The following is a 22841-nucleotide window of genomic DNA, read 5'->3' as shown; positions in this document are numbered from 1 at the left end:
TTCAACTATCATTTAGAATTATTGATTAACCAATTAATTAAACTGTAAAATGATTAACCAAATAACAAAAAATACGATAGATTGGTCATCTCCGGATATTTTGATTCAGATTGTTCAAAATATTAAAAGCCCTTTAGATACAATTATTACAGCAAGTACTGATACTGTGGATAATAAAACTCAAAATGAAATTATATTTTCCAGCAGCAAACAAATAAATGATCTGATTGAGGAAATTTTAAAAGAAATCAAATCAAAATCTGTAAGCCTGACAATCCAGGGTCGTCCTGATATTTTTGAAATATATGAATCCAATAAAAATGTTCAGAGTTTGTGCCTGAATAAAATAAATCCACAGAAAGTCACAAAATTAGATCAGGACTGGCTTATAAATTTAGAAAAAGAAATTTACAGTTCAATCAATCAAAATGATATGAACTTGTATGAACTATCATATAAAATGGCAGTTAGTGAAAGACAATTGCATAGAAAAATAGCCAATTTGGTTCATTTGACACCCAATAAGTATATACGCATCCTGCGATTGCACAAAGCAAAGCATCTGATTGATAATTATATTCAAAATTCAATATCGCAAGTTGCTTATTCTGTAGGATACAATGATGTGCATTATTTTTCAAAACTATTTTCAAGTCAATATGATATTTCACCTAAAGAGTTAATAAATTCTTTGAGATGAAAATATAAAAGACATAAACTATCAGCATAAATAAAATTTAAATAAGAGAAAAATGATATTAACAGAAGAACAAAAAAAGGGACAGGATGTTTTTTTCAGAATTATCACAGAAGCCTGGGAAAATAATGATTTTAAAGAATCACTAATTGCAAATCCTGAAAAAACATTGGAAACGTTTTTTGGAAGAAGTCTCCCAACAGGAAAAAAAATAATGGTAGTTGATCAGTCTAATCCAGAGTATATATACATTAATATTCCTGTAAGACCAAATATTAAAGATGTTGAATTAGATGAAGAAAAGCTGGATACGGTAAACGGAGGCATCTCAAAAGGTTCTGTAATTACTGATTATGAAAGTTTATATGATTCTTTAAGGAGAATGCATAAATAAATTTTAGTGTCAGATATATCAGTTTTTTTGTCTTAATCAACAGTATGGATTCAAATAAATTAGTATAACCTTAAAAAAAACATTATGAAACGAGCACTTTTTTTCTTAGGCCAGTTAGATAGCAGAGATGTAGAATGGATGATGCAAAATGGTCAAAAAATAGAATTAGGAATTGGAGAAAAACTAATTCAGAAAGGCAATTTTATTGACAGTTTGTTTATAATATTATCTGGTCAGTTATCTGTATGTGCAGAAAATGGAGATAAAGAGGATATTGCAACTCTAGGATCAGGAGAGGTTGTAGGAGAAATGTCTTTTTTGGAAACGAGACCTCCTTCAGTTTCTGTAATTGCAAAAAAAGCATCAACAGTGTATAAAATTTCCCGGCAGGCTGTAGAATTAAGACTTTCTACTAACCCAGATTTTAAAGCCAATTTTTATTATGCACTGGCATTATTTCTTTCCAACAGATTAAGAAAAACCACAGATCAGTTAGGATACGGTACGGCTGAAGAAGAAGATTTAATTGATACAAAAATATTAGATGGCGTCGCTCAGGCAGGTTCTCGCTTCGGGCAAATTTTGAATAGATTTTCTCAGGCATAATAAAGTATAAATCATAAAGATCAGCATTTGTATGAGGGCTTACTATTTCTTTTTTATGGGATTGATCGTTACCGTTAACAGTCTATATGGTCAATCTAAAATTAAATGTGATTTGATCGAAATTTCGGGTATAGCATTTAATAAAAATCCAAATATTATAAGCACTTATTATACAATACAAAATGCAGAAGCCAGTGTACAGGTACAGTCAGGTACATTTGATTATAATTTAAATTCAGGACTTTCTTACCAGCGGAGTAATTATAATTTATACGATGCTGATCCCAGAAACGAATATGTTGATAGTCCTTTAAAATCCAATTCAGTTGAATTTTCGGCTAACCTGCAAAAAAAATTCAGGACATCACAAATTGCAGAAGTAAGCCTAAGATATCTTTATAAAGACAGCAATTTTCCATTCAATAACTTTAATGAATATGTGGGACCTTTTTATGGCAACCATACCGGAGTCGCTAATTTTTCACTGACTCAGCCACTTTTAAGGGGGCGAGGAAGAAGAATTGCAACCACAGGAGAGAGAATTTCAAATCTTTATACTGATAAAAATAAATATGATTATGAGTTTACCAATTCATATGAAATTTTACAAATAGGGACTGCATACTGGAGTTATTACACGGCATTTAAAAGTTTAGATGTTTATATCCAAAATGAAACCAGAGTACGAAACCTGCTGGAAATGACAAAAGAATTAATCAAGGCAGATAAAAAACCTCAGGGAGATCTGGCTCAAATTAATGCAGATTTGACTAATCAGGAAAGGCTAACCTTTGTGGCCAGACAAAATCTATACAATGCAAGGTTAACCCTGGGAAGAGCTATCGGATTATCTGATGAAGAAAGCCAGCAATTGGATGTTCCTGTAAATGATTTTCCGGAAGTTTCACAAAGCGGTTACAGGGAAAATATCAATAAAAATCAATTTATTAAAGCAGCTCAGGAGAACAGAGGCGATTTAAAAGCTATAAAAAAGATTTCTGAAGCTGTAGAACTTCAATATCAATTGGCTGAAAATAATTTAAAACCTCAACTGGATTTGACCGGATTTGTTTATTACGGAAGTACTAGTAATGGAAATGGAGTTGATAAAACCTTATCCTCATTTGTAAACAATCAGGGGCAGGATGTTGGGGGAGGAGCAAAACTGACGTTTTTATTTCCATTAAATAATAATGTTGCAAAAGGAAATTATTCAATCAGTAAAATTGCTGTAAAAGATCAGTTAGTTATAAGTGATAATGCACAGAGAAACATTGAGTTAAATGTTAATATCGCATTTAATAATTTAACTAATAGTGTTTTTATTCTGGAAAAAGCAAAAGAATCTATGGCATTCTATCAGGAAGCTTTTAATAATGAACAAACAAAGTTTCAGATGGGTTTGACAACTCTTTTCAATTTGATGCAGTTTCAGGAAAGATATACTTATTCAGAACTCGAATACCTCAATGCAGAACAACAGTTTTCAAATGCAATTATAAGCATCAGACACGAAACAGGAACTCTTATATCTAAGGATAAACTTGATTTTAATGTTATTCAAAACGCATTTTATACTGTTCCTACAATAGAAAATCAATAAAAAAACAGGAAATCATGTCAGCAAGTTTTTTCAGAAAATCGGCGTTAGAAAAACTTTCTACTCCGGAAAAATTAGATCAGCTAATTAAAGTTACAGGTCCAAAAGCATGGATTGCCCTAATTACAGTTGCACTGGCATTGTTTACAGGTGTAATTTGGGCATTTGCGGGTACCGTAAAAACAAAACTGGATGTAATTGGAGTAGTATTGGGCGGAGAGGTTCATGAAGTTGTTGCTACTTCAGAAGGGCAATTGGTAGAATTAAAAGTTGCGATAGGTGATAAGGTAAAAAAAGGAGATATTATTGCAGCCATCAAGCAGCCTGAGCTTTTTCAGCAAATAGAAGATGCTAAAGCCGTTGTCTCTGACAGGAAGTTTGAAATGGGAAAATTATCAACTTATGGAAGCCAGGGTACACAGTTACAGGGAGAAATGATTAGACAGACACAGACAAGTATTCAGGGGGAAATTGAAACAGAAAAAAAGAAACTATTATTTTTAAATACTCAGCTGGAATCTGAGAATGGTCTTTTAAGTAAAGGACTGATAACAAAATCTGAAGTAGCCAATACCAAACAGCAAATTGAAAATTCAAAAAATACTATTCAGAGACTGAAAGGTCAAAAAGTAGAAACTTCTAATCAACAGCATAATCTGGGATTTGATCTGCAGCAAAAAGTTACACTGCAAAATCAAAGAATAGCTGAGGCTGAAAGAAATCTGCAATTTTTAACAGAACGATATGATAATCAAAGAAATATAAAAAGCCCGTACGATGGAGAAGTGGTAGAAGTTTTAACCGATGCCGGGGTGGTGGTTGGTGCAGGAACTCCTTTATTTAAGGTTAAAAATAAAACTAAAAATAAATTGTCCCAATTAAAAGGTGTGCTTTACATTCCTTCAAAAGACGGTAAAAAAATTAAAAAAGGGATGGAAGCTTTAGTTGTTCCATCAACCGTTCAGCCACAGGAATATGGATTTATAAAAGGAAAAGTAACGTATGTTTCTGATTTTCCTGTGACACAGCAAGGGATGCTTATATCGGTCAAAAATGATCAGCTTGCAAAAAGTCTTTTGGCTTCAGGAACATTATTTGAAGTTCATGTGGATTTTGAAAGTGATCCTGAATCTTACAGTGGCTTTAAATGGACTTCGGCAAAAGGACCTGATGTTTTTATTAAAGAAGGTACTTCATGTATGGGAAAAGTTACTATCAAAGAAGAACCTCCTGTAACGATTGTGGTTCCGGCATTCAAGAAATTTTTTGACTTATATTAATGAATACAGATGGAAATTAGCGCAAACTTTGTTATCGAAAAACAAGCCAGACCCGTTAAGGTTCCAACTGTTTTACAGATGGAAAGTGTCGAATGCGGTGCAGCGGCTCTAAGTATTATTTTAGGTCATTTTGGTAAGTTTGTTCCTCTTGAAAAATTAAGAATTGCCTGCGGGGTTTCGAGAGACGGTTTAAAAGCAACCAATATTTTAAAAGCGGCAAAAGAATTCGGATTGGAAGGCAAAGGCTATGCAAAGTCTATCGAAAAACTGATGCAGATTAAAACACCTGCCATTATTTTTTGGAATTTTAACCATTTTCTGGTTTTAGAAGGTTTTACTAAAAAGAGAGTATATTTAAGTGATCCTGCTCAGGGAAGATACCATGTAAGCCACCAGGAATTTGATGATTCGTATACAGGAGTTGTCTTAACTTTTGAAACGAATGAAGCTTTTGAAAAAGGCAACGAAAAAAGAGGTTTAATAGCTTCATTGCTTTCAAGAGTAGCTAATTCTAAATTAAGTATTTCTTATATCATTTTAGCAAGTTTGTTTTTAGTAATTCCCGGTTTAGTAATTCCGTCATTTCTAAAAGTGTTTATAGATAAATATCTGATAAACAGTTTTTCAGGATTTGTAATGCCATTATTGTTGATAATGGGAGGAATATTGATTATCAATTCAGTCCTGGTTTATCTTCAGCAATACTTTTTACTCAAATTAGAAACTAAACTCGCATTAGTGACTTCCAGTAAATTTCTATGGCATGTTTTTCATCTTCCAATAGCTTTCTTTACTCAGCGATACAGCGGTGAAGTGGGTAACAGGGTTTCACTGAATGATAAAGTTGCTAAATTATTAAGTGGAGATTTAGCAAATGCAGCACTAAATGTTATCGCGGTACTGTTTTATGCAGCCTTAATGTTTTCATATGATGTTATCCTGACCTTAATTGGAGTTTTCATGGCAGGGTTAAATATATTAATTCTCAGATATGTTTCGACTGCACGAAAGGATGGAAGCCGCAGATTAAGCAATGAAACAGGAAAGTTATTGGGAACCACAACTTCGGGAATTAGTATGATTGAAACCCTAAAAGCCTCAGGAAGAGAAAATGATTTTTTTACGAACTGGATAGGATATCTTGCCAAAGTGATGAACGCGCAGCAGGAATTAGGATGGCTGACTATAAGGCTAAATATTATGCCTAACCTCATTACCTCATTGACAAATTCTTTGATCCTGGGGATTGGAGCTATTCAGATTATGAACGGAGAAATGACTTTGGGAGCCTTAGTTGCTTTTACGTATTTAATGTCCAATTTCATTAATCCTGTTAATCAGCTCGTAAGTGTAGGAACCATGCTTCATGAAACCGAAAGCGATATGGGCCGGATTGACGATGTACTAAATTATGAAATCGATAATCAGTTTATTAGGGAAAAGGAGCAAAATAAAGCCCGTTCAGATGCAAATAATGAATTACCTAAAAACAAACTGATAGGCTATTTTGAAATGAAAGATGTCACATTTGGGTACAACACAACAATGCCGGCATTAATTGAAAATTTCAATTTAAAACTAAGACCCGGAAGCAGGGTTGCGCTGGTAGGCGGTTCCGGAAGTGGGAAATCGACAGTAGCAAAAATTGCTTCGGGACTTTATGATCCGTGGAAAGGAGAAATTTTGCTGGATGGAAAAAACAGAAAAGATATTCCAAGACACATTATAACTAGTTCGTTGGCAGTAGTAGATCAGGATGTAATTGTTTTTAACGGTACAATTAGGCAAAACATCTCTTTTTGGGATACAATGATTCCTGAGAAACATATTATCAATTCTGCCCGCGATGCTGTTATTCATGATGTGATTGCTGCCAGAAATGATGGATACGACAGTGCCGTAATGGAAGGCGGAACCAATTTTAGTGGAGGACAGCGCCAGCGTATTGAAATAGCAAGAGCGTTAGCTGGAAATCCGACTATTTTGGTAATGGATGAAGCAACCAGTGCCTTAGATCCTACAACTGAAAAAACGGTGATGGATAATATCAAAAAAAGAGGATGCACCTGCCTCATTGTAGCTCACAGATTAAGTACTATAATGGACTGTGATGAAATTATTGTTATGGAATACGGTAAGATAGTAGAACGGGGATCTCATGAGGAACTATTAAAATTGAATGGTACTTATTCTCATTTGATAGAAACTAAATAAATCTAAAAGAATATGTCAGCGAAAGAGAAAATACATATCGGTGTTGAAAAACCATTAATTCTTGATAGTACAGACCATTTTTGGATGATTATTTCGGGCGAGGTAAATGTATTTTATACCAAAATTGATGAACGGGGAGAATATTTATGTGCCTTAAAATATCTTTATTCTGCAAAACAAGGAGAATTATTGTTTAGTTTATTGCCTAAGGAATGTAACAATAACATCAGGCTGATTGTTTTTTCGAATGAAGCGAAACTGTTATCAATTCCGAAAAGAGAACTCCTGAATGTTGATCATTTCTTTTTAAAAAACATGATCAATAAATGGATTTTAAAAACATCCACAGAATTAAGTTTCAACAAAACTCCAAGAGTTTATACTGTACTAAACGATTATGGTTATGTTTTTTTAAGAGAAAAAAATATTGCATATCCTTCAAATGGAATAAATTGGATTAGTTTAATTAAAGGAAATATTTCAGTATTTTCAGATGAAATTAAGATCAGTACCGCTGTTGATGAACTGGGTTTTCCAATACCGGTATCCAATAAATTATGGATAAAATCCTTGTCAGATGATTCCGAGATAAAAGTCTTAAGTACCAGAGAAGTTATAGAAGAAGAAATCCATTTTTTAATTTCTTTAGAAAAAATGCAATCCTATTTTTATAATCAGCTTAGTAAAGACATAGAAAGCAACAGCTTATTAGAAAACATACATTTTATTGATAAAATTGCCAACGAGGAAGATGAACTAAAAAATACGTTAGAGAAGATAAAATCAATAGTATCAGGCAGCAAAAAAAATGTTCCGCAGATAACGCTCAAAAATGCAAATAAGCAAAGCATACTTTATTCGACATGCCAACTGATTGGAGATTATAGCGGATTTAAATTTGAAGAACCCAAACATATCGAAACAACTCAGAACAGTGCAAATAATTTACTGTATGCCATCGCAAAAAGCTCTAAAATAAGAGTACGCAAAATTATTTTAAGAGATACCTGGTGGAAAGAAGAAAACGGCCATTTACTCGCTTTTTTGAAATCTAATAACGAACCTGTTGCGTTAATGCAAAAAACGTCAGATTCTTATTTAATAAAAAATTTGGGAACAGGAACGGAATCTGTGGTTAATCAGCAGATAGCAGAATCTTTAGAACCGATTGGTTATATGTTTTTTTCAGGATTTAATGTAAAAATGGATTCCATGAAAAAAGTACTGGGTTTTGCCATGAATGGAGTTCAAAGGGATGCTAAACTATTAATTTTAGCATCTTTTGCAGGCAGTTTAATTGGTTTACTGGTTCCTATATTGTCAGGGATCATATTTGATGATGTTATTCCGACAGCAGACAGGTCAATTCATTTTGAGGTATTAAGTATTATGATCATAATAGCTCTGGTTACTGCTGGTTTACAGCTTGTTCAGGGAGTTTTGCAAATGCGTGTGGAATCAAAATCAAGTATTAACCTTCAGGCCGGTGTTATGGATTATATACTAAGATTACCGGTAACTTTTTATAAAAAATATACAGCGGGTGATCTTACTAACAGAGTTCTGAGTATTAATTCAATAAGGCAAATTCTTTCTACTACTCTGATGACAGCTGTATTGAGCGGGGCTTTTTCGTTCGTTAATTTGATACTTCTTTTTTATTATGACTCGGGTTTAGCCTGGGTTGGGGTAGGATTGGCCTTAGTTGCCGTGGTATTTATGATTGTTATGGGCTGTTTTAAATTAAAATATGACAGGGAAGTTTCTAAATATCAGGGGGAAATTCAGGGTTTTCTTTTTGAATTTTTATCCGGAATCAGTAAAATAAGAATAACGGGAGGAGAAAAAAGGGTTTTTGCTCTTTGGGCAGATAAATTTTCAAAACTAAAAACCTTAGGTTTTAGTTCCGGCAGTTATCAGAATTTCGTAGAAGTTTTTAATAGTTCGTATCCGCTCTTTACGAGTATTTTCTTTTTTTCATTTATCTATTACACAGTTTTGAATGCGGATAAAGCAACCAGTATGATAACCGTAGGTGCTTTTATGGCTTTTATAACAGCATTTAATAAGTTTTTAAGTGATAGTTTAAGGTTAAGTATGGCTTTTATAACTTCGCTCAATGTTATTCCGTTGTACGAAAGGGTAAAACCAATTTTAGAAGAAGAAACAGAATCTGTTGAACAAAGTGTTGACCCGGGGGAATTGGCAGGTGAAATTGAAATGAATTCAGTTTCATTTAGATATAACGAAAATCAGCCTTTGATTTTAAAAAATATTACCTTCAAAATTAAGCCAGGCGAAATGGTGGCTTTTGTTGGTGCTTCGGGTTCCGGAAAATCTACCATCATGAGGCTGCTGCTGGGATTCGAACATCCCGAAATGGGATCTATTTTTTATGATGGAAATACTTTTGATTCCATGAACAAAGAGTTGGTAAGACGGCAAATTGGGGTAGTTTTGCAAAACGGTTCATTGATGTCAGGAAGTATTTATCAGAATATTGTTGGAAATTCAGAGTTAACTTTGGATGATGCCTGGGAGGCTGCACGTATGGCCGGAATGGAAGAGGATATCAAAACCATGCCAATGGAACTGCATACTTTTATAAGCGAAGGAGCTGGAACATTTTCCGGTGGACAAAGACAAAGACTTATGATTGCAAGGGCGATTGTACATAAACCAAGGTTACTTTATATGGACGAAGCAACAAGCGCACTTGATAACAGAACACAAAATATTGTGGCAGAAAGTTTAGACAAACTACAGGCAACCCGAATTGTGATTGCGCACAGATTGAGTACCATAAAAAATGCAGACCGAATTTTTGTTCTGGATAAAGGAGAAATCACTGAATCGGGTACTTATGACGAATTAATGCAGCTGGATGGTTTGTTTACCCAGCTTGCTAAACGTCAAATTGCATGATAATGAATTATTCAACTCCCATAAAAGTTAATCAGAAAGTTTCTTTGGAAGTGTCAGGAAATCTTAAAGAATATCTTTTCAATAAATTTGATTCATCTAAAAAGAATTCTTTTTCGAAAGAATTTGATGTTGAATTTTGGGAGAACTGTTTTAAAAAGGACAATTCAGAAAACACTTTTGATACATTAAAAAGATGTTATCCTCAATTAAACTTTCCAATTGAAACCGGAATAGAAAAATCAGAAATATACAAAGACTTTGTACTAAGAGGTAAAATTGATTGTTCAAATTTGAAAACTTCGCTTGAACTGATTGATCCAAAAAATATAAAATTTGAAATAAATGATTCTATTGCTGGCAAAGTACCCCTTTTGACAATTTCTAATGAAGAAGATTTTATAAAAATAATCCAGTCTTTACTGCACAAAAATAATCCGGTTGAAATTCCGCTCTCAATGGGAGCTGTATTAATAAATGGTATCAATAACTGGGAAAAACTTAATGTTTTAAAAGAAAACTGGATGGGAAATAATCCTTTAGGGAACTGGAATGCCGAATTTTCGAATGTTATACGAAATACCTCTTTATATAAAGATCAATTAATTGTTTTAAGTACAAAGCCTTATAGTAACGTTCCTGCAAATCAACTAGGTCTGCCTTATGATTTATGGATTTCACACTCTGTCTCAATTAGAAGAGAACATGAATTTACCCATTTATATACATTAAAAAAACATGGACTTGCTTCAAACAACCTGCATGATGAGTTAATTGCAGATTATATCGGGATCATTAAAACTATAGGATATTATGATAAGACGTGGATGCTTAATTTCATGGGACTTGAAAAATACCCAAAGTATAGAAAAGGAGCAAGGCTGGAAAATTATGTAAAAGAGAGTAAGCTTTCTGAAGATGATTTTAAGCAACTAACAACGATTGTCAAAAATGCTATTGAAACGATTAACGCCTTTGACAAAAACTTAGGGAAATTAAATTCAGATAAAGATCAGATTTGCAGAATGGATGCCTTGTGTGAAACGGGTCTCATGGAATTAGCTTCTCAAGACGGTAATGCTTCACTTTTGGAAAAGTACTATGAAAACTTCAATAGCTGAAAAAATTCTTCAGCATTTTATATTAAGAATAACTACTCTTTAAAATAACTACTCAAAGGGTTTAATAATCTTAATAACATTTCCAAACAAAATTATTGATTCACCCTAGTGGCTTCTTCATCCTTAGGGGTGATTTTTCAATTTTAAACAATGGATAATACGTCCATAGTTTTGAACAATTCGTCCATTTCTTAAAGATTCTTTAGCAGTAATTTTATCATTAATTAATCATTAAAGTTGTTAGAAAGATTAAGTGTTTGATGTCAGTATTTTTCATAAAGAATATTGAGCTTAAATTTTGTGTTAGTTTTTAAGTTGATTTGAAGGGAGATTAATTGATTAATCTCCCTATTTTTTTACGTCAGTGTTTTTAAGAAAATAAAATTGTGTTAATCTATAAATAGGTATTTGTATGAAAAGTGAGTGTTTGGAAATTAAAAACGATTATTCCTTAATAAATGATGTTATACTGGTTTTTGTAATGTTATTTCTTTTTGGTTCAAAAGCGTATTGTCAAAATGAAGATAATACAAAAAGTGCCCGGACCGTAATTGAAAGGCTAATTGGTAACCGGGCAAAAGAGTTTGATTTACATATTATTGAAAATCAAAATTCAGATTCTTTTGAAGTCGAAACGACAGGAAATAAAGTAAAAATTAGCGGCACATCTAATACTGCTGTTTGTTATGCGGCTTATACTTTTCTTAATGATATTGGAGCAGCTTCGGTAAGTTGGGAAGGCAACAGAATCAATCTTCCTAAAACATGGCCTGAATATTCAAAAAAGGAATCTACTCCTTTTAAATATAGAAAATATCTGAATGCCTGTACTTTTGGGTATACAACTCCATGGTGGGACTGGAAACGCTGGGAACAGGAAATTGACTGGATGGCACTTCACGGAATCAATCTGCCAACAGCTCTGGAAGGACAGGAAGCTGTTTGGCAGGAGTTATGGAAAGGATATGGACTTACAGATAGTCAATTACAGGCACATTTTGCAGGGCCTGCATTTTTACCATGGCAGCGAATGGGCAACATAAACAGCCTTGACGGGCCTTTACCTCAGGAATGGATCAATAAAAAGAAAGAAGTTCAGAAGAAAATTTTGCAAAAAATGAGAGCTTTAGGCATGCATCCCGTTGTGCCTGCTTTTAGCGGATATGTGCCAAAAGCATTTGCAGAACAGCATCCTAATTCAAAAATAAGTGAATTAAAATCATGGTCAGGAGGAGGGTTTGAAAGCACTTATCTGTTAGATCCTAATGATCCTTTATTTAAAGAAATTGGAAAACGCTTTATAGAAATCTACACAAAAACATACGGACAGTCTGATTTTTATCTGGCTGATTCTTTTAACGAAATAACACCACCGGTTTCTGAAGAACATAAATACGAGGAGTTGTCAGATTATGGCAGTACTATTTTTGAAACTATTAATGAAGCATCGCCCGGAGCGACCTGGGTAATGCAAGGCTGGCTTTTTGGAGATAACAAAGAATTTTGGACTAAAGAGGCTACTAAAGCTTTTTTGAGTAAAGTACCAAACGACCGAATGATTGTTCAGGATTATGCAAATGATAGATACAAGGTTTGGGAAAATCAGGAAGCTTTTTACAGCAAGCAATGGTCTTATGGTTATGTTCATAATTACGGAGGATCAAATCCGGTTTACGGAGATTTAAATTTTTACAAAAAAGAACTTACCGGCTTATTACAAAACCCTAACAAAGGAAATATCGTAGGTTATGGTGTAATGCCTGAAGGTTTAAATAACAATTCGATAGTTTACGAATATATTTATGATCTTCCATGGACACAAGGGAAAGAACCTGTCAATGAATGGTTAAAGAAACATTTGAATGCCCGATACGGAAAAACTTCAGAGACCGTTATTGAAGCCTGGCAATTACTGACAGAATCTGTATATAGTACAAAATACTGGGAAACCCGCTGGTGGAATGACTGGGCAGGAGCTTATTTGTTTTTTAAAAGACCTACATTAAAAGTAACCGAATTTAAAGGAAATCCGGGAGACAAGGAAAAGCTAAAACAGGCTATTGCTCTTTTGAAAAAAGAAGCTAAAAATTTCGATAAAAAGAATCTTTATAATTATGATGTAATAGATGTTTCCAGACACTATTATTCACTATGTATTGATGATTTGCTAATGGAATGTGTTGCCGCCTATGAATCAAAAGACATTAAAAAAGGAGACGATTTATTCAGACAGATTGAAAAACAGGCTTTGGATATTGATACTATGATGTCAGGTCAGCCTTTGAATAATCTGAATTACTGGCTGAAATCTGCATCAGATTACGGAACAACTTCTGAAGTATCCAGATTGTATATAAAAAATGCCAAAGCTTTAATAACATTATGGGGCGGAGAAGGACATTTAAATGATTATGCCTCAAGAGCCTGGAAAGGTATGTACAAAGATTTTTACTGGCCAAGATGGAAAATGTTTTTACAGGCGCAAAGAGAGTCAGCTATTAACAACACGCCATTTGATGAAGCGAAAGTAAGAGCATCAATAAAACAATGGGAAGAAAAATGGTGCGAAAGCAAAGAAATGCATTAGAAAATTATACTAACTAAAAAATAAAAGCAATGTTAAAAAGCAGTATAGACAAAGCAACAAGCTTTGAAAAGCGATTTGAGAATATTGGTACTGTGGTTTATGAAAATTCAGTGATAGCTTCTAAATCAGTAGCCAATGAAATAGCGAATCTGATCAGAGAAAAACAAGCCCAAAATCAGTTATGTATATTGGGGTTAGCAACAGGATCAAGTCCTAAAAGCTTATATGCAGAACTCGTGAGGCTTCACAAAGAAGAAAGACTGAGTTTTAAAAATGTAGTGTCATTCAACCTGGATGAATATTACCCAATGGAACCGGATTCTATAAACAGTTACGTACGTTTTATGAACGAATTATTATTCAATCATGTGGATATTTTACCAGAGAACATTCATATTCCGGATGGTACTTTATCCAAAGAAGCAATTGGGGATTATTGTGCTGATTACGAAACGAAGATTGAAGCATTGGGCGGTATCGATTTACAGGTTTTAGGAATTGGAGGTAATGGTCACATCGGATTTAATGAATCAGGATCACTTCAAAATTCAAAAACCCGTTTGGTGGCTCTGGATCATATTACACGTGTAGCGGCAAGCAACGATTTTTCGGGTCTGAATAATACTCCAAGAACTGCAATTACTTTGGGGGTTAAAAAAATTATGGAAGCCAAAAGAGTAATACTGTTAGCCTGGGGTGAAGGAAAGTCAAATATTATTAAAGCTTCGGTTGAAGGGTCGGTAACCAATTTGGTACCGGCTTCTTTTTTACAGGAACATAGCAATACCACTTTTATTTTGGATAAAGCTGCTGCTTCAAAATTAACCCGCATCAATACACCTTGGCTGGTTGAAAAAGTAAACTGGACAGATACATTGATTAGAAAAGCAGTTTTAGGTCTTGCAATGCATTTGAAAAAACCAATACTGATGCTAACGGATGCCGATTATATTGAGAACGGGATGAGTGATTTACTTGCAGATTTAGGTCCGGCGTACGATATCAATATTCAGATTTTTAATAAACTTCAAAATACCATTACCGGATGGCCGGGCGGAAAACCAAATGCAGACGACAGCAAAAGACCTGAAAGGGCAGAACCTGCAAAAAAACGTGTCCTTATATTTAGTCCGCATCCTGATGATGATATTATAAGTATGGGAGGAACTTTCAAGCGCTTACACGAGCAGGGACACGAAGTACATATAGGGTATCAGACTTCCGGGAATATTGCTGTAGCCGATGATGAAGCTTTGCGATTTGCGAGTTTTGTCTGTGACTACAATGATAAATTCGGAATCAAAAGTGCTGAAGCCGATAACATTTACAAAGAATCACTTCGATTTCTTCAAAATAAAAAGAACAGTGAAATTGATATTCCCGAAGTACGAAACATTAAAGGATTAATCCGAAAAGGAGAAGCACAGGCTACGTGTTACTTTGTTGGATTGCCAGATAGCCAGATTCATTTTATGGAACTTCCTTTTTATGAAACCGGTACTATTGAGAAAAAACCATTAGGTGAAGAGGATATTCAGATTACAATGGATTTGATTGAGAAAATAAAACCACATCAGATATATGCTGCCGGAGATTTGGCAGATCCGCACGGAACTCATAAAGTATGTCTGGACGCTGTTTTTGAAGCTGTAAAAAGATTAAAGTCAAAAGATTTTATGAAAGACTGTTGGGTTTGGCTGTACAGAGGTGCATGGCAGGAATGGGGAATTGATGAAATAGAAATGGCTGTACCAATGGGACCGGATCAGGTACTTGAAAAGAGAAAAGCCATTTTTAAACACCAGTCACAAAAAGACGGAGTGGTTTTTCAGGGTTCTGACAGCAGGGAATTTTGGCAGCGTGCCGAAGACAGGAACAGAGAGACTGCACATTTATATCATCAGCTTGGATTATCTCATTATGCAGCGATGGAAGCTTTCGTGAGATGGATATATTAATAAGACTTTTGTTATAGATTTTAACAAGACGACCTTCTGTAGCCCTTTAATTTACTGGGGTTAACAAAAAAATCCATGTTTATGAATAACATGTCCATTTCTTAATAATTCTTTAAAACTAATTTCGTCTAAACTATTTAACCAATTAACTAATACTGAGTATGGAAAAATTAAAACTTTTATTGTTAGCCTTCTTTTTAGGTCTTTCAATTAATTCATGGGCACAGAAAACAGAAGTGTCCGGTGTAATTTTAGATGAAAAGAATTTACCCTTGCCCGCGGCTAATATTCTTGAAAAAGGTACTACCCATAGTGTAGTAACAGATTTTGACGGTAAATTCAAAATGTCTGTTTCAAATCCTAATGCAACCTTAGTGGTTTCTTTTATCGGATTTACAGATCAGACAATCAAATTAGACGGATCAAAAACAAATTTTACAATTAAACTGGCTTCTGCTACTACTGCTTTGGAGCAGGTTGTTGTTGTTGGTTATGGTAAAGGATCCCGTAAAAATTTGACAACTTCCGTAACTTCTGTAAAAGCAGATCAATTAAATAATGGAGTAATCAGTGACGTTGGTCAGTTACTTCAGGGTAAAGTGGCAGGTTTGAATGTTTCTACCAGTGGAGATCCTACTAAACAGTCATCAGTAGTATTGCGTGGAGCTTCTACCTTAAACAGTTCTCAGGGACCTTTTTATGTAGTAGACGGAATTCCGGGTGTTGATATTTCTATCATCGCGCCAGAGGATATTGTTACTATCGACGTACTTAAGGATGCTGCTGCAACTGCTATCTATGGTAACCGTGCTGCAAATGGGGTTATCATGGTAACAACAAAAAGAGGAGGAAAGGATAAAACTCAAATTAGTTACAGCAATTATTTTGGTAAAGAAAATGTTTCTAACCAGCTAGACATGATGAACGCTAAACAGCTTAGAGCATTTACAACTAAAAACAATCTGAATTTTACTCCTGAAAATGACAAAGGTGCAGATACAGACTGGCAAAAAGCAATTTTGAGAGAGAACGGTGCTTTGTCAAGCAGCCACAACCTTTCGATGAGCGGTGGAGGTGAACATGGAAATTACTTTGCAAGTATCTCTACCATCAATAAAGAAGGAGTTCTTTTGAGCAGTAATTTTTCAAGATTGATTGCCCACTTAGCTGTTGAACAATTTGCATTTGATGATAAGGTTAAATTTGGATTGAATGTAACGAACTCAAACAGTAAATATACTAATGTTCCTCAGCGTAACACAGTGCTTTTACAGGCAGTAAATCACCTTCCGGTTTCTCCGGTTAAAAACGAGGATGGATCATATTTTGAGAATTTCATTCAGACAAGTTATTTTAACCCTGTTGCCATGATCAATCATGGAGATGATGATACAAAAACAAATAATTTTGTTGGTAGTTTCACTACAGAGGTAAAACTTCCTTTTGGATTCTCTTATAACTTAAATCTGTCTTACCAGCAATTAAATTCGTTACATGGTGAGTTTTATGACAGTTATTATCAAAAATACAATAGTGCTAATTTCTACAATAATCCTGATGCACCACTTGTACATACATTAATGAATTTTGGAGTAAACGGATCAGCATTGAGAAGTTCATATCAGAACACTAATACAATTATTGAAAGCTTCTTAAACTGGGACAGAGATTTTGGTGATCATAAAATTAAGGCAGTTCTTGGATATTCATGGCAGGAAGATGTTTTAGGAGATGGATTTCAGTCTACAACAACTAATTTTCCTGTAGATGCTGTAAGTTATAATAACCTTGCTTTAAGTAACTATAATTCAGTTGCCGGTTACATAGTAAATTTTGGTGACAGCAAAGCGTATCAGAAAAAACGTTTAATTTCTTACTTCGGACGTCTAAATTACAATTATAAAGACAAATACCTTATTCAGGGAACACTAAGAAGAGATGGTGGTTCTGTGTTTGGAGCAAATAATCGTTGGGGTTATTTTCCTTCTGTAGGGGGTGCCTGGAGAATCGATAAAGAAGGTTTCATGAAAAACCAGGGAATTTTTACCGATTTAAAACTTCGTGCAAGTTATGGTGAAACGGGGAACTCTTCAGGATTTAATGCTTACACAGCACAGTTTATTTCAGGAAGCCTTGGAACATTCTATTACAATGGACAGCAGATAGGAGCTTACGGTCCAAATCAGGCAGCTAACCCGGATTTGAAATGGGAAAAAACAGCGACAGCAAACATTGGTCTTGATTTTACAATCTTAAAAGGAAGAGTATCCGGTTCTGTCGATTTATACGACAAGAAAACTACAGATATGATCTTTAACTATTCTGTAAACCCGGTATTGGTACCAGTAGGAACAATTGTTGCCAATGGAGGTAATATGTCTAATAAAGGTATTGAGGTTGGTTTGAACATCAATGCAATTAAAACTAAAAACTTTAGCTGGACAACCAATTTGAATGGTTCTCATAATAAAAATGAGATTACTAAATTAACAAATCCATATTTCATTGGAGGAGATTCTATTCGTAGAGTTCAGCCGGAAGGTGCTGGACAAACAGGAAGTACTTTACAGATTTTTAAAGAAGGAAAACCTCTTGGTCAGTTCTTTACACTTAAATATGCAGGGAAAAATGCAGATGGTGTTTCTCAGTATGTTGCAAAAGACGGAAGTTTAACAACTACACCTGCAATTGGTACAGATTACCACTATGCAGGAAGTGCACAGCCTAAATTTTTACTGGGATGGGATAATAATTTCACATACAAAAAATTTGATTTGAACATTTTCTTCAGAGGAGTATTTGGTAACAAAATTTTCAACGCGACCCGTGCAGATTTGTTCAGACCTACTACGGCAATGACAACTAATATTCTGGCAGATGCAGCAAATGAATCTCCAAATGATTTGAATGCTTATAAATATTCATCTCGTTTTATAGAAGACGGTAGTTATATAAGATTAGATAATTTGACTTTAGGATATGATTTTGGTAAAGTAGGTAAGTACATCAAAAAAATCCGTATTTACGAAACAGTAAACAATCTTTTTGTTATTACTAAATATTCAGGAATTGATCCGGAAGTAGAACAGGGAGGAACTGCTCCTGGTGTAGATTCAAATAACTTCTATCCAAAAACCAGAACCTTTTTGTTTGGTTTAAATGTGGTATTCTAAAATTAAATTGTAAAAATTATGAAAAAGATATTAAAATATTTAGGACTTCCATTACTTGTAGCTGGCTTATTATCTTCCTGCAGTGATTTGGATGTTCCAATTGAAACACAGCTTACCCCGGATGTATTTCCGCAAAATGAAGCACAGTATATTCAGACAGCAGGTCCGGTATATGTTGCTTTCCGAGGAGAATATTCATTTGCATGGTGGTTTACACAAACATTAAGTACAGATGAGTCTATTATGCCTGCCCGTGGAGGAAACTGGTATGATAACCAAAACTACAGAATGCTGCATTACCACGACTGGACACCGGATAATGGATGGGTATCAAGTCTTTGGGATTGGTCTTCAAAAGTTATTGGAACAAGTAATCAGGCGATTTCAATACTGAATCAGGCAATGCCGGAAGGAGCAAGTAAATCGACTATGATTGCAGAATTAAAAACAATGCGCGCCATTTCTTATTTTATGAAGATGGATAGTTATGGTAACATTCCTTTAGACACTGTTTATGGAGATTTTACAGCTCATGCTAAAGTTGACAGAAAAGTAGTTTTTGAATTCATTGAAAAAGAATTGAAAAAAGCGTTGCCAAATTTAAATGCTGCATCAGGCATTACTACTTATGGAAGACCAAATAAACAAACTGCAAACGCATTATTAGCAAAAATGTATCTGAATGCACAGGTTTATACAGGGACTCAGCGTTATAACGATTGTATTGCTGCTTGTGATGCTGTAATCAATTCAGGATTATATGCTATTGAACCAAGAGCATCTTATCTTCAGATGTTTTATCCAACAAACGGACCATTGATGAAAGAATTCATTTTTGCAGTTCCTTACGATCCGGCTGCTACTGCTGTAGGCTATAACGGTCAGATGTATCATGCGCGTTATGATGTGCCTCGTTCTGAAAGAGCAAAATTTGGATTACCTTTTACGCCTAGTGCACCAAGAAGTACCCTGCCATCTTTTTATGCTTATTTTGATGATGCTAATGATATTCGTAACAAACAATGGCTGACCGGTTTACAGTATATGAATGATGGAGTTACTCCGGTAACTGTTACTACAACTAAAAAAGGTTATGATCAGTTTTATACAGGTTCAGATGGTAGCGCTGCTTATACATATCAGGTAAATTTAACTCCGGATATTGTACTGCGTCAGAATCCTACTTTGTTCGACTGCGGAAATGATGAAATTGCATGGAATATGGGATACAGAAATATTAAATTTTATCCTGACGCTACTTCTACAAGCCGTAACCAGAATAATGATGTACCATTTTTACGCTATTCTGATGTAATCCTTATGAAAGCTGAAGCGATTCTTCGCGGAGGAAGTGAGACTTTAGGTCAGACAGCACTTTCATTAGTTAATATGGTTCGTTCTAACCGCAGTACATCTGCAGCATGGACAAGTGTAACTTTAGAAGATCTTTACAAAGAAAGATGTCGTGAATTTACTCATGAAGCATGGCATAGAAACGATATGATTCGTTTTGGAAAATATGAAGGACAATGGGGCTTTAAAACTGATGCAACAACTAATCGTCGTATTTTTCCAATCCCAACTAATGCTTTGGTTTTAAATCCTGCATTAATCCAGAATGACTGGAATTAGAAATATTATGGATTGTAAATAGATTAACTCATAAAAAGGAGAAGATAATATTCTTCTCCTTTTTATTAAAAACCTGCTTGTCCTTTTTTTGAATATAGTTTGCTTTTGATATATCTATTCATTTTTAAATAAATATAATATTTTACTTGTTAAATTTTGATGATTTTCAATTGAATGCAAAATCATCAAAAAGCTTATTCAATATACAAATTAATAAGATCTGCCAATACCTTTATAATAGATGAGACTCAATAAAATTTATAAAACCGGATGCATTGGAATAAGTTTAGTTCTTATTCTTTTAGTGTCATGCAAAGCAGAAAAGAGTGTTTCCTTACCAAAGGAAGAGCCAGTAAACATGGTGTATCCTTTGCTTGATACCGAAAATTCAAGATGGTTTTACTTTTCGTCTGCAAACCGTCCGTTTGGTATGGTCAATCTAAACCCTGATACTGAAATCAAAGGAGACTGGGGAGGCGGATACAAATACACTACTGATACAATTAAAGGTTTCAGCCATGTTCATGAATGGCAAATGTCTGCACTTTCAGTAATGCCTGTAACGATCACAACGGAAAATAGTGCAAATATCTTTTCAGATTTTTATTCTAAATTTAGTCATGAATCTGAAAAAATATTTCCAGGTTATCATTCCGTAGTACTCGACAGGTATCAAATAAAAGCAGAACTAACCAGTACAAAAAGAGTTGGCTTTCATAAATATACATTTCCAACGAACGCCCAAAAAGCAATTCTTTTCAATCTAAACACCATTTTAGGACCTTGCGAAAACACTAATGGAACACTTGAAAAAAACAATGATTATGAACTTTCAGGATCGTTGGTTTTAAGTACCAATTTCAGACGCCCAAAGCCTTTAACAGTATATTTTAAAATTAAATTTAATGAACCGATTACTTCAATTGAACGAAATGCAGTGACAGGAAATTATTTGGTATATTTTGGCAAGACCAAAGACAAAATATTGATGAAAGCAGGTATTTCATACACTTCGGTTGAAAATGCAGCAAACAACATACAGCAAGAATTGACTCACTGGGATTTTGATAAAGCAGTTGCTGATTCAAAAAATGAATGGAATAACTTATTGGGCAGAATTAAAGTTGAAGGCGGTACCGAAACCGATCAACGAAGATTTTATACTGATCTCTGGCATGCTTTGCAGGGAAGAAAAATAATTAGCGATGCCAACGGTGCGTATCCTGACAATACAGGAGAAAAGTTCAGAATCGGACAATTACCGCTTGATGAAAATGGAAAACCAAAATTCAATCACTATAATTCAGATGCATTCTGGGGCGCTCAATGGACAATTAATACGTTATGGGGACTGGTTTATCCCGAAATTATGGATGAATTTGTGCATTCTTTAATGCAATATTATAAAGATGGCGGTATGATTCCGCGTGGTCCATCAGGAGGTAATGATACGTATGTGATGACAGGAGCTTCAACGACTCCTTTTATAGTGACAGCCATTCAAAAAGGGATCGTAAAAGACGATTTAGAGGCTATTTATGTTGCGCTGAAGAAAAACCATATGCTAAATGGTATCATGGGAAAAGCTGGATACGAACATAATACAAATCTGGGTGGCGGATTAAAATATTATATCGAAAAAGGTTTTGTCCCTTATCCAATTCCGGAAGGCGATTTTGGAAGCCATCAGGACGGAGCCAGCCAGACATTGGAATATGCTTATCAGGACTGGACGCTGGCTCAATTAGCCAAGAAATTAAATCATCAGGAAGATTATGATTATTTCATGACCAGATCTAAAAACTATCAAAATGTGTTTGACAAAAATGTAGACTGGATGCGTCCTAAAAATGTAGAAGGAAAATGGCTTGAAAATTTTGATCCGTATAAATATGAAAACGGTTTTATAGAATCAAACGGAGCTCAGTCAACCTGGTTTGTACCGCACGATATTGATGGTTTGGCAGAATTGATGGGAGGAAAGGAAAAAGCAGTTGAAAAACTGAATAAGCAATTTGAAACGGCAAAGGATTTAAAATTTACATCAGGAACATCTCATGATGCGGAATTACACCCTGAGTTCAGCCGTATTCCAATCAATTTCGGAAACCAGCCTTCTATTCAGACATCCTTTATTTTTAATTTATTAAGAAGACCTGATCTCACACAATACTGGACCAGAAACGTAATAAAAGAAACTTTTAGCGGATTATCTCCGGCTACAGGGTACAACGGAGATGAAGATCAGGGATTAATGGGAAGTCTGAATGTCTTACTTAAAATTGGTTTGTTTCAAATGAATGGAGGAACTGACAAAGAAGCTGAATATCAAATAGGAAGTCCTCTTTTTACTAAAGTATCCATTCAACTAAATCCAAACTATTACAAAGGCAAAAACTTTGTTATTGAAGCTCCAAAAAACAGTCCTGAAAACATTTATATCAACAGAATAAATTATAATAATACAGCTGTAGAAAAACAGACTATTTCGCACAGTGCAGTTACAAACGGAGGAAAATTGATTTTAGAAATGTCTAATAATTCTAAGCAATAATATTTTTTTTATCCATTGGATTTGAATGTCATCCTGAGTCCATTCGGCTTCGCTCAGGATAAACTCCGTGGAAGGCTTTTAACAGTAGAGGCTAATTATAAAT

13 protein-coding genes are annotated in these 22841 nt (G+C 34.6%); all 13 read left to right on the top strand.

The window, feature by feature from the left end:
• Nucleotides 1-49 precede the first annotated feature (49 nt).
• The 13 genes from GWR14_RS02065 to GWR14_RS02005 all read left to right on the top strand — a co-directional run bounded on the left by GWR14_RS02065 (nt 50) and on the right by GWR14_RS02005 (nt 22738).
• Nucleotides 50-700 (top strand): helix-turn-helix domain-containing protein, encoded by a 651-nt coding sequence (locus GWR14_RS02065; protein ID WP_163407287.1) that lies wholly within the window; start codon nt 50-52, stop codon nt 698-700.
• Nucleotides 701-752: 52 nt separating this feature from the next.
• Nucleotides 753-1091 carry an NHLP leader peptide family RiPP precursor gene (locus GWR14_RS02060; RefSeq protein ID WP_163407286.1) on the top strand — a complete coding sequence of 113 codons (339 nt, stop codon included), beginning with the start codon at nt 753-755 and terminating at the stop codon, nt 1089-1091.
• Between the two features lie 84 nt (nt 1092-1175).
• Nucleotides 1176-1697: a cyclic nucleotide-binding domain-containing protein gene (locus GWR14_RS02055; RefSeq protein ID WP_163407285.1), complete on the top strand. Its 522-nt coding sequence runs from the start codon at nt 1176-1178 to the stop codon at nt 1695-1697.
• Between the two features lie 31 nt (nt 1698-1728).
• Nucleotides 1729-3300: a TolC family protein gene (locus GWR14_RS02050; RefSeq protein WP_163407284.1), complete on the top strand. Its 1572-nt coding sequence runs from the start codon at nt 1729-1731 to the stop codon at nt 3298-3300.
• A 14-nt stretch (nt 3301-3314) separates the two neighbouring features.
• Nucleotides 3315-4577: an NHLP bacteriocin system secretion protein gene (locus tag GWR14_RS02045; protein WP_163407283.1), complete on the top strand. Its 1263-nt coding sequence runs from the start codon at nt 3315-3317 to the stop codon at nt 4575-4577.
• A 9-nt stretch (nt 4578-4586) separates the two neighbouring features.
• Complete coding sequence (locus GWR14_RS02040) at nt 4587-6791, top strand: NHLP family bacteriocin export ABC transporter peptidase/permease/ATPase subunit (RefSeq protein ID WP_163407282.1); 2205 nt, start codon at nt 4587-4589, stop codon at nt 6789-6791.
• Between the two features lie 12 nt (nt 6792-6803).
• Nucleotides 6804-9716 (top strand): NHLP bacteriocin export ABC transporter permease/ATPase subunit, encoded by a 2913-nt coding sequence (locus GWR14_RS02035; RefSeq protein ID WP_163407281.1) that lies wholly within the window; start codon nt 6804-6806, stop codon nt 9714-9716.
• A gap of 2 nt (nt 9717-9718) precedes the next feature.
• Nucleotides 9719-10834, top strand: coding sequence for a DUF7005 family protein (locus GWR14_RS02030; protein ID WP_163407280.1), 1116 nt, complete (start codon nt 9719-9721; stop codon nt 10832-10834).
• A 412-nt stretch (nt 10835-11246) separates the two neighbouring features.
• Nucleotides 11247-13421 carry an alpha-N-acetylglucosaminidase gene (locus GWR14_RS02025; RefSeq protein ID WP_163407279.1) on the top strand — a complete coding sequence of 725 codons (2175 nt, stop codon included), beginning with the start codon at nt 11247-11249 and terminating at the stop codon, nt 13419-13421.
• 29 nt (nt 13422-13450) lie between these two features.
• Nucleotides 13451-15379 carry a glucosamine-6-phosphate deaminase gene (gene nagB, locus GWR14_RS02020; RefSeq protein WP_163407278.1) on the top strand — a complete coding sequence of 643 codons (1929 nt, stop codon included), beginning with the start codon at nt 13451-13453 and terminating at the stop codon, nt 15377-15379.
• 161 nt (nt 15380-15540) lie between these two features.
• Nucleotides 15541-18552, top strand: a complete 3012-nt coding sequence (locus GWR14_RS02015; RefSeq protein WP_163407277.1) for a SusC/RagA family TonB-linked outer membrane protein — start codon at nt 15541-15543, stop codon at nt 18550-18552.
• 18 nt (nt 18553-18570) lie between these two features.
• Nucleotides 18571-20184 (top strand): RagB/SusD family nutrient uptake outer membrane protein, encoded by a 1614-nt coding sequence (locus GWR14_RS02010; RefSeq protein ID WP_163407276.1) that lies wholly within the window; start codon nt 18571-18573, stop codon nt 20182-20184.
• Nucleotides 20185-20425: 241 nt separating this feature from the next.
• Nucleotides 20426-22738 carry a GH92 family glycosyl hydrolase gene (locus tag GWR14_RS02005; protein WP_163407275.1) on the top strand — a complete coding sequence of 771 codons (2313 nt, stop codon included), beginning with the start codon at nt 20426-20428 and terminating at the stop codon, nt 22736-22738.
• Nucleotides 22739-22841: the final 103 nt, after the last annotated feature.

It is taken from the genome of Flavobacterium ajazii (assembly GCF_010614725.1).
Classification (GTDB): Bacteria; Bacteroidota; Bacteroidia; order Flavobacteriales; family Flavobacteriaceae; genus Flavobacterium; species Flavobacterium ajazii.
Note: the sequence above shows the minus strand (reverse complement) of the source record. Positions and strands in the feature narration are given on the sequence as shown.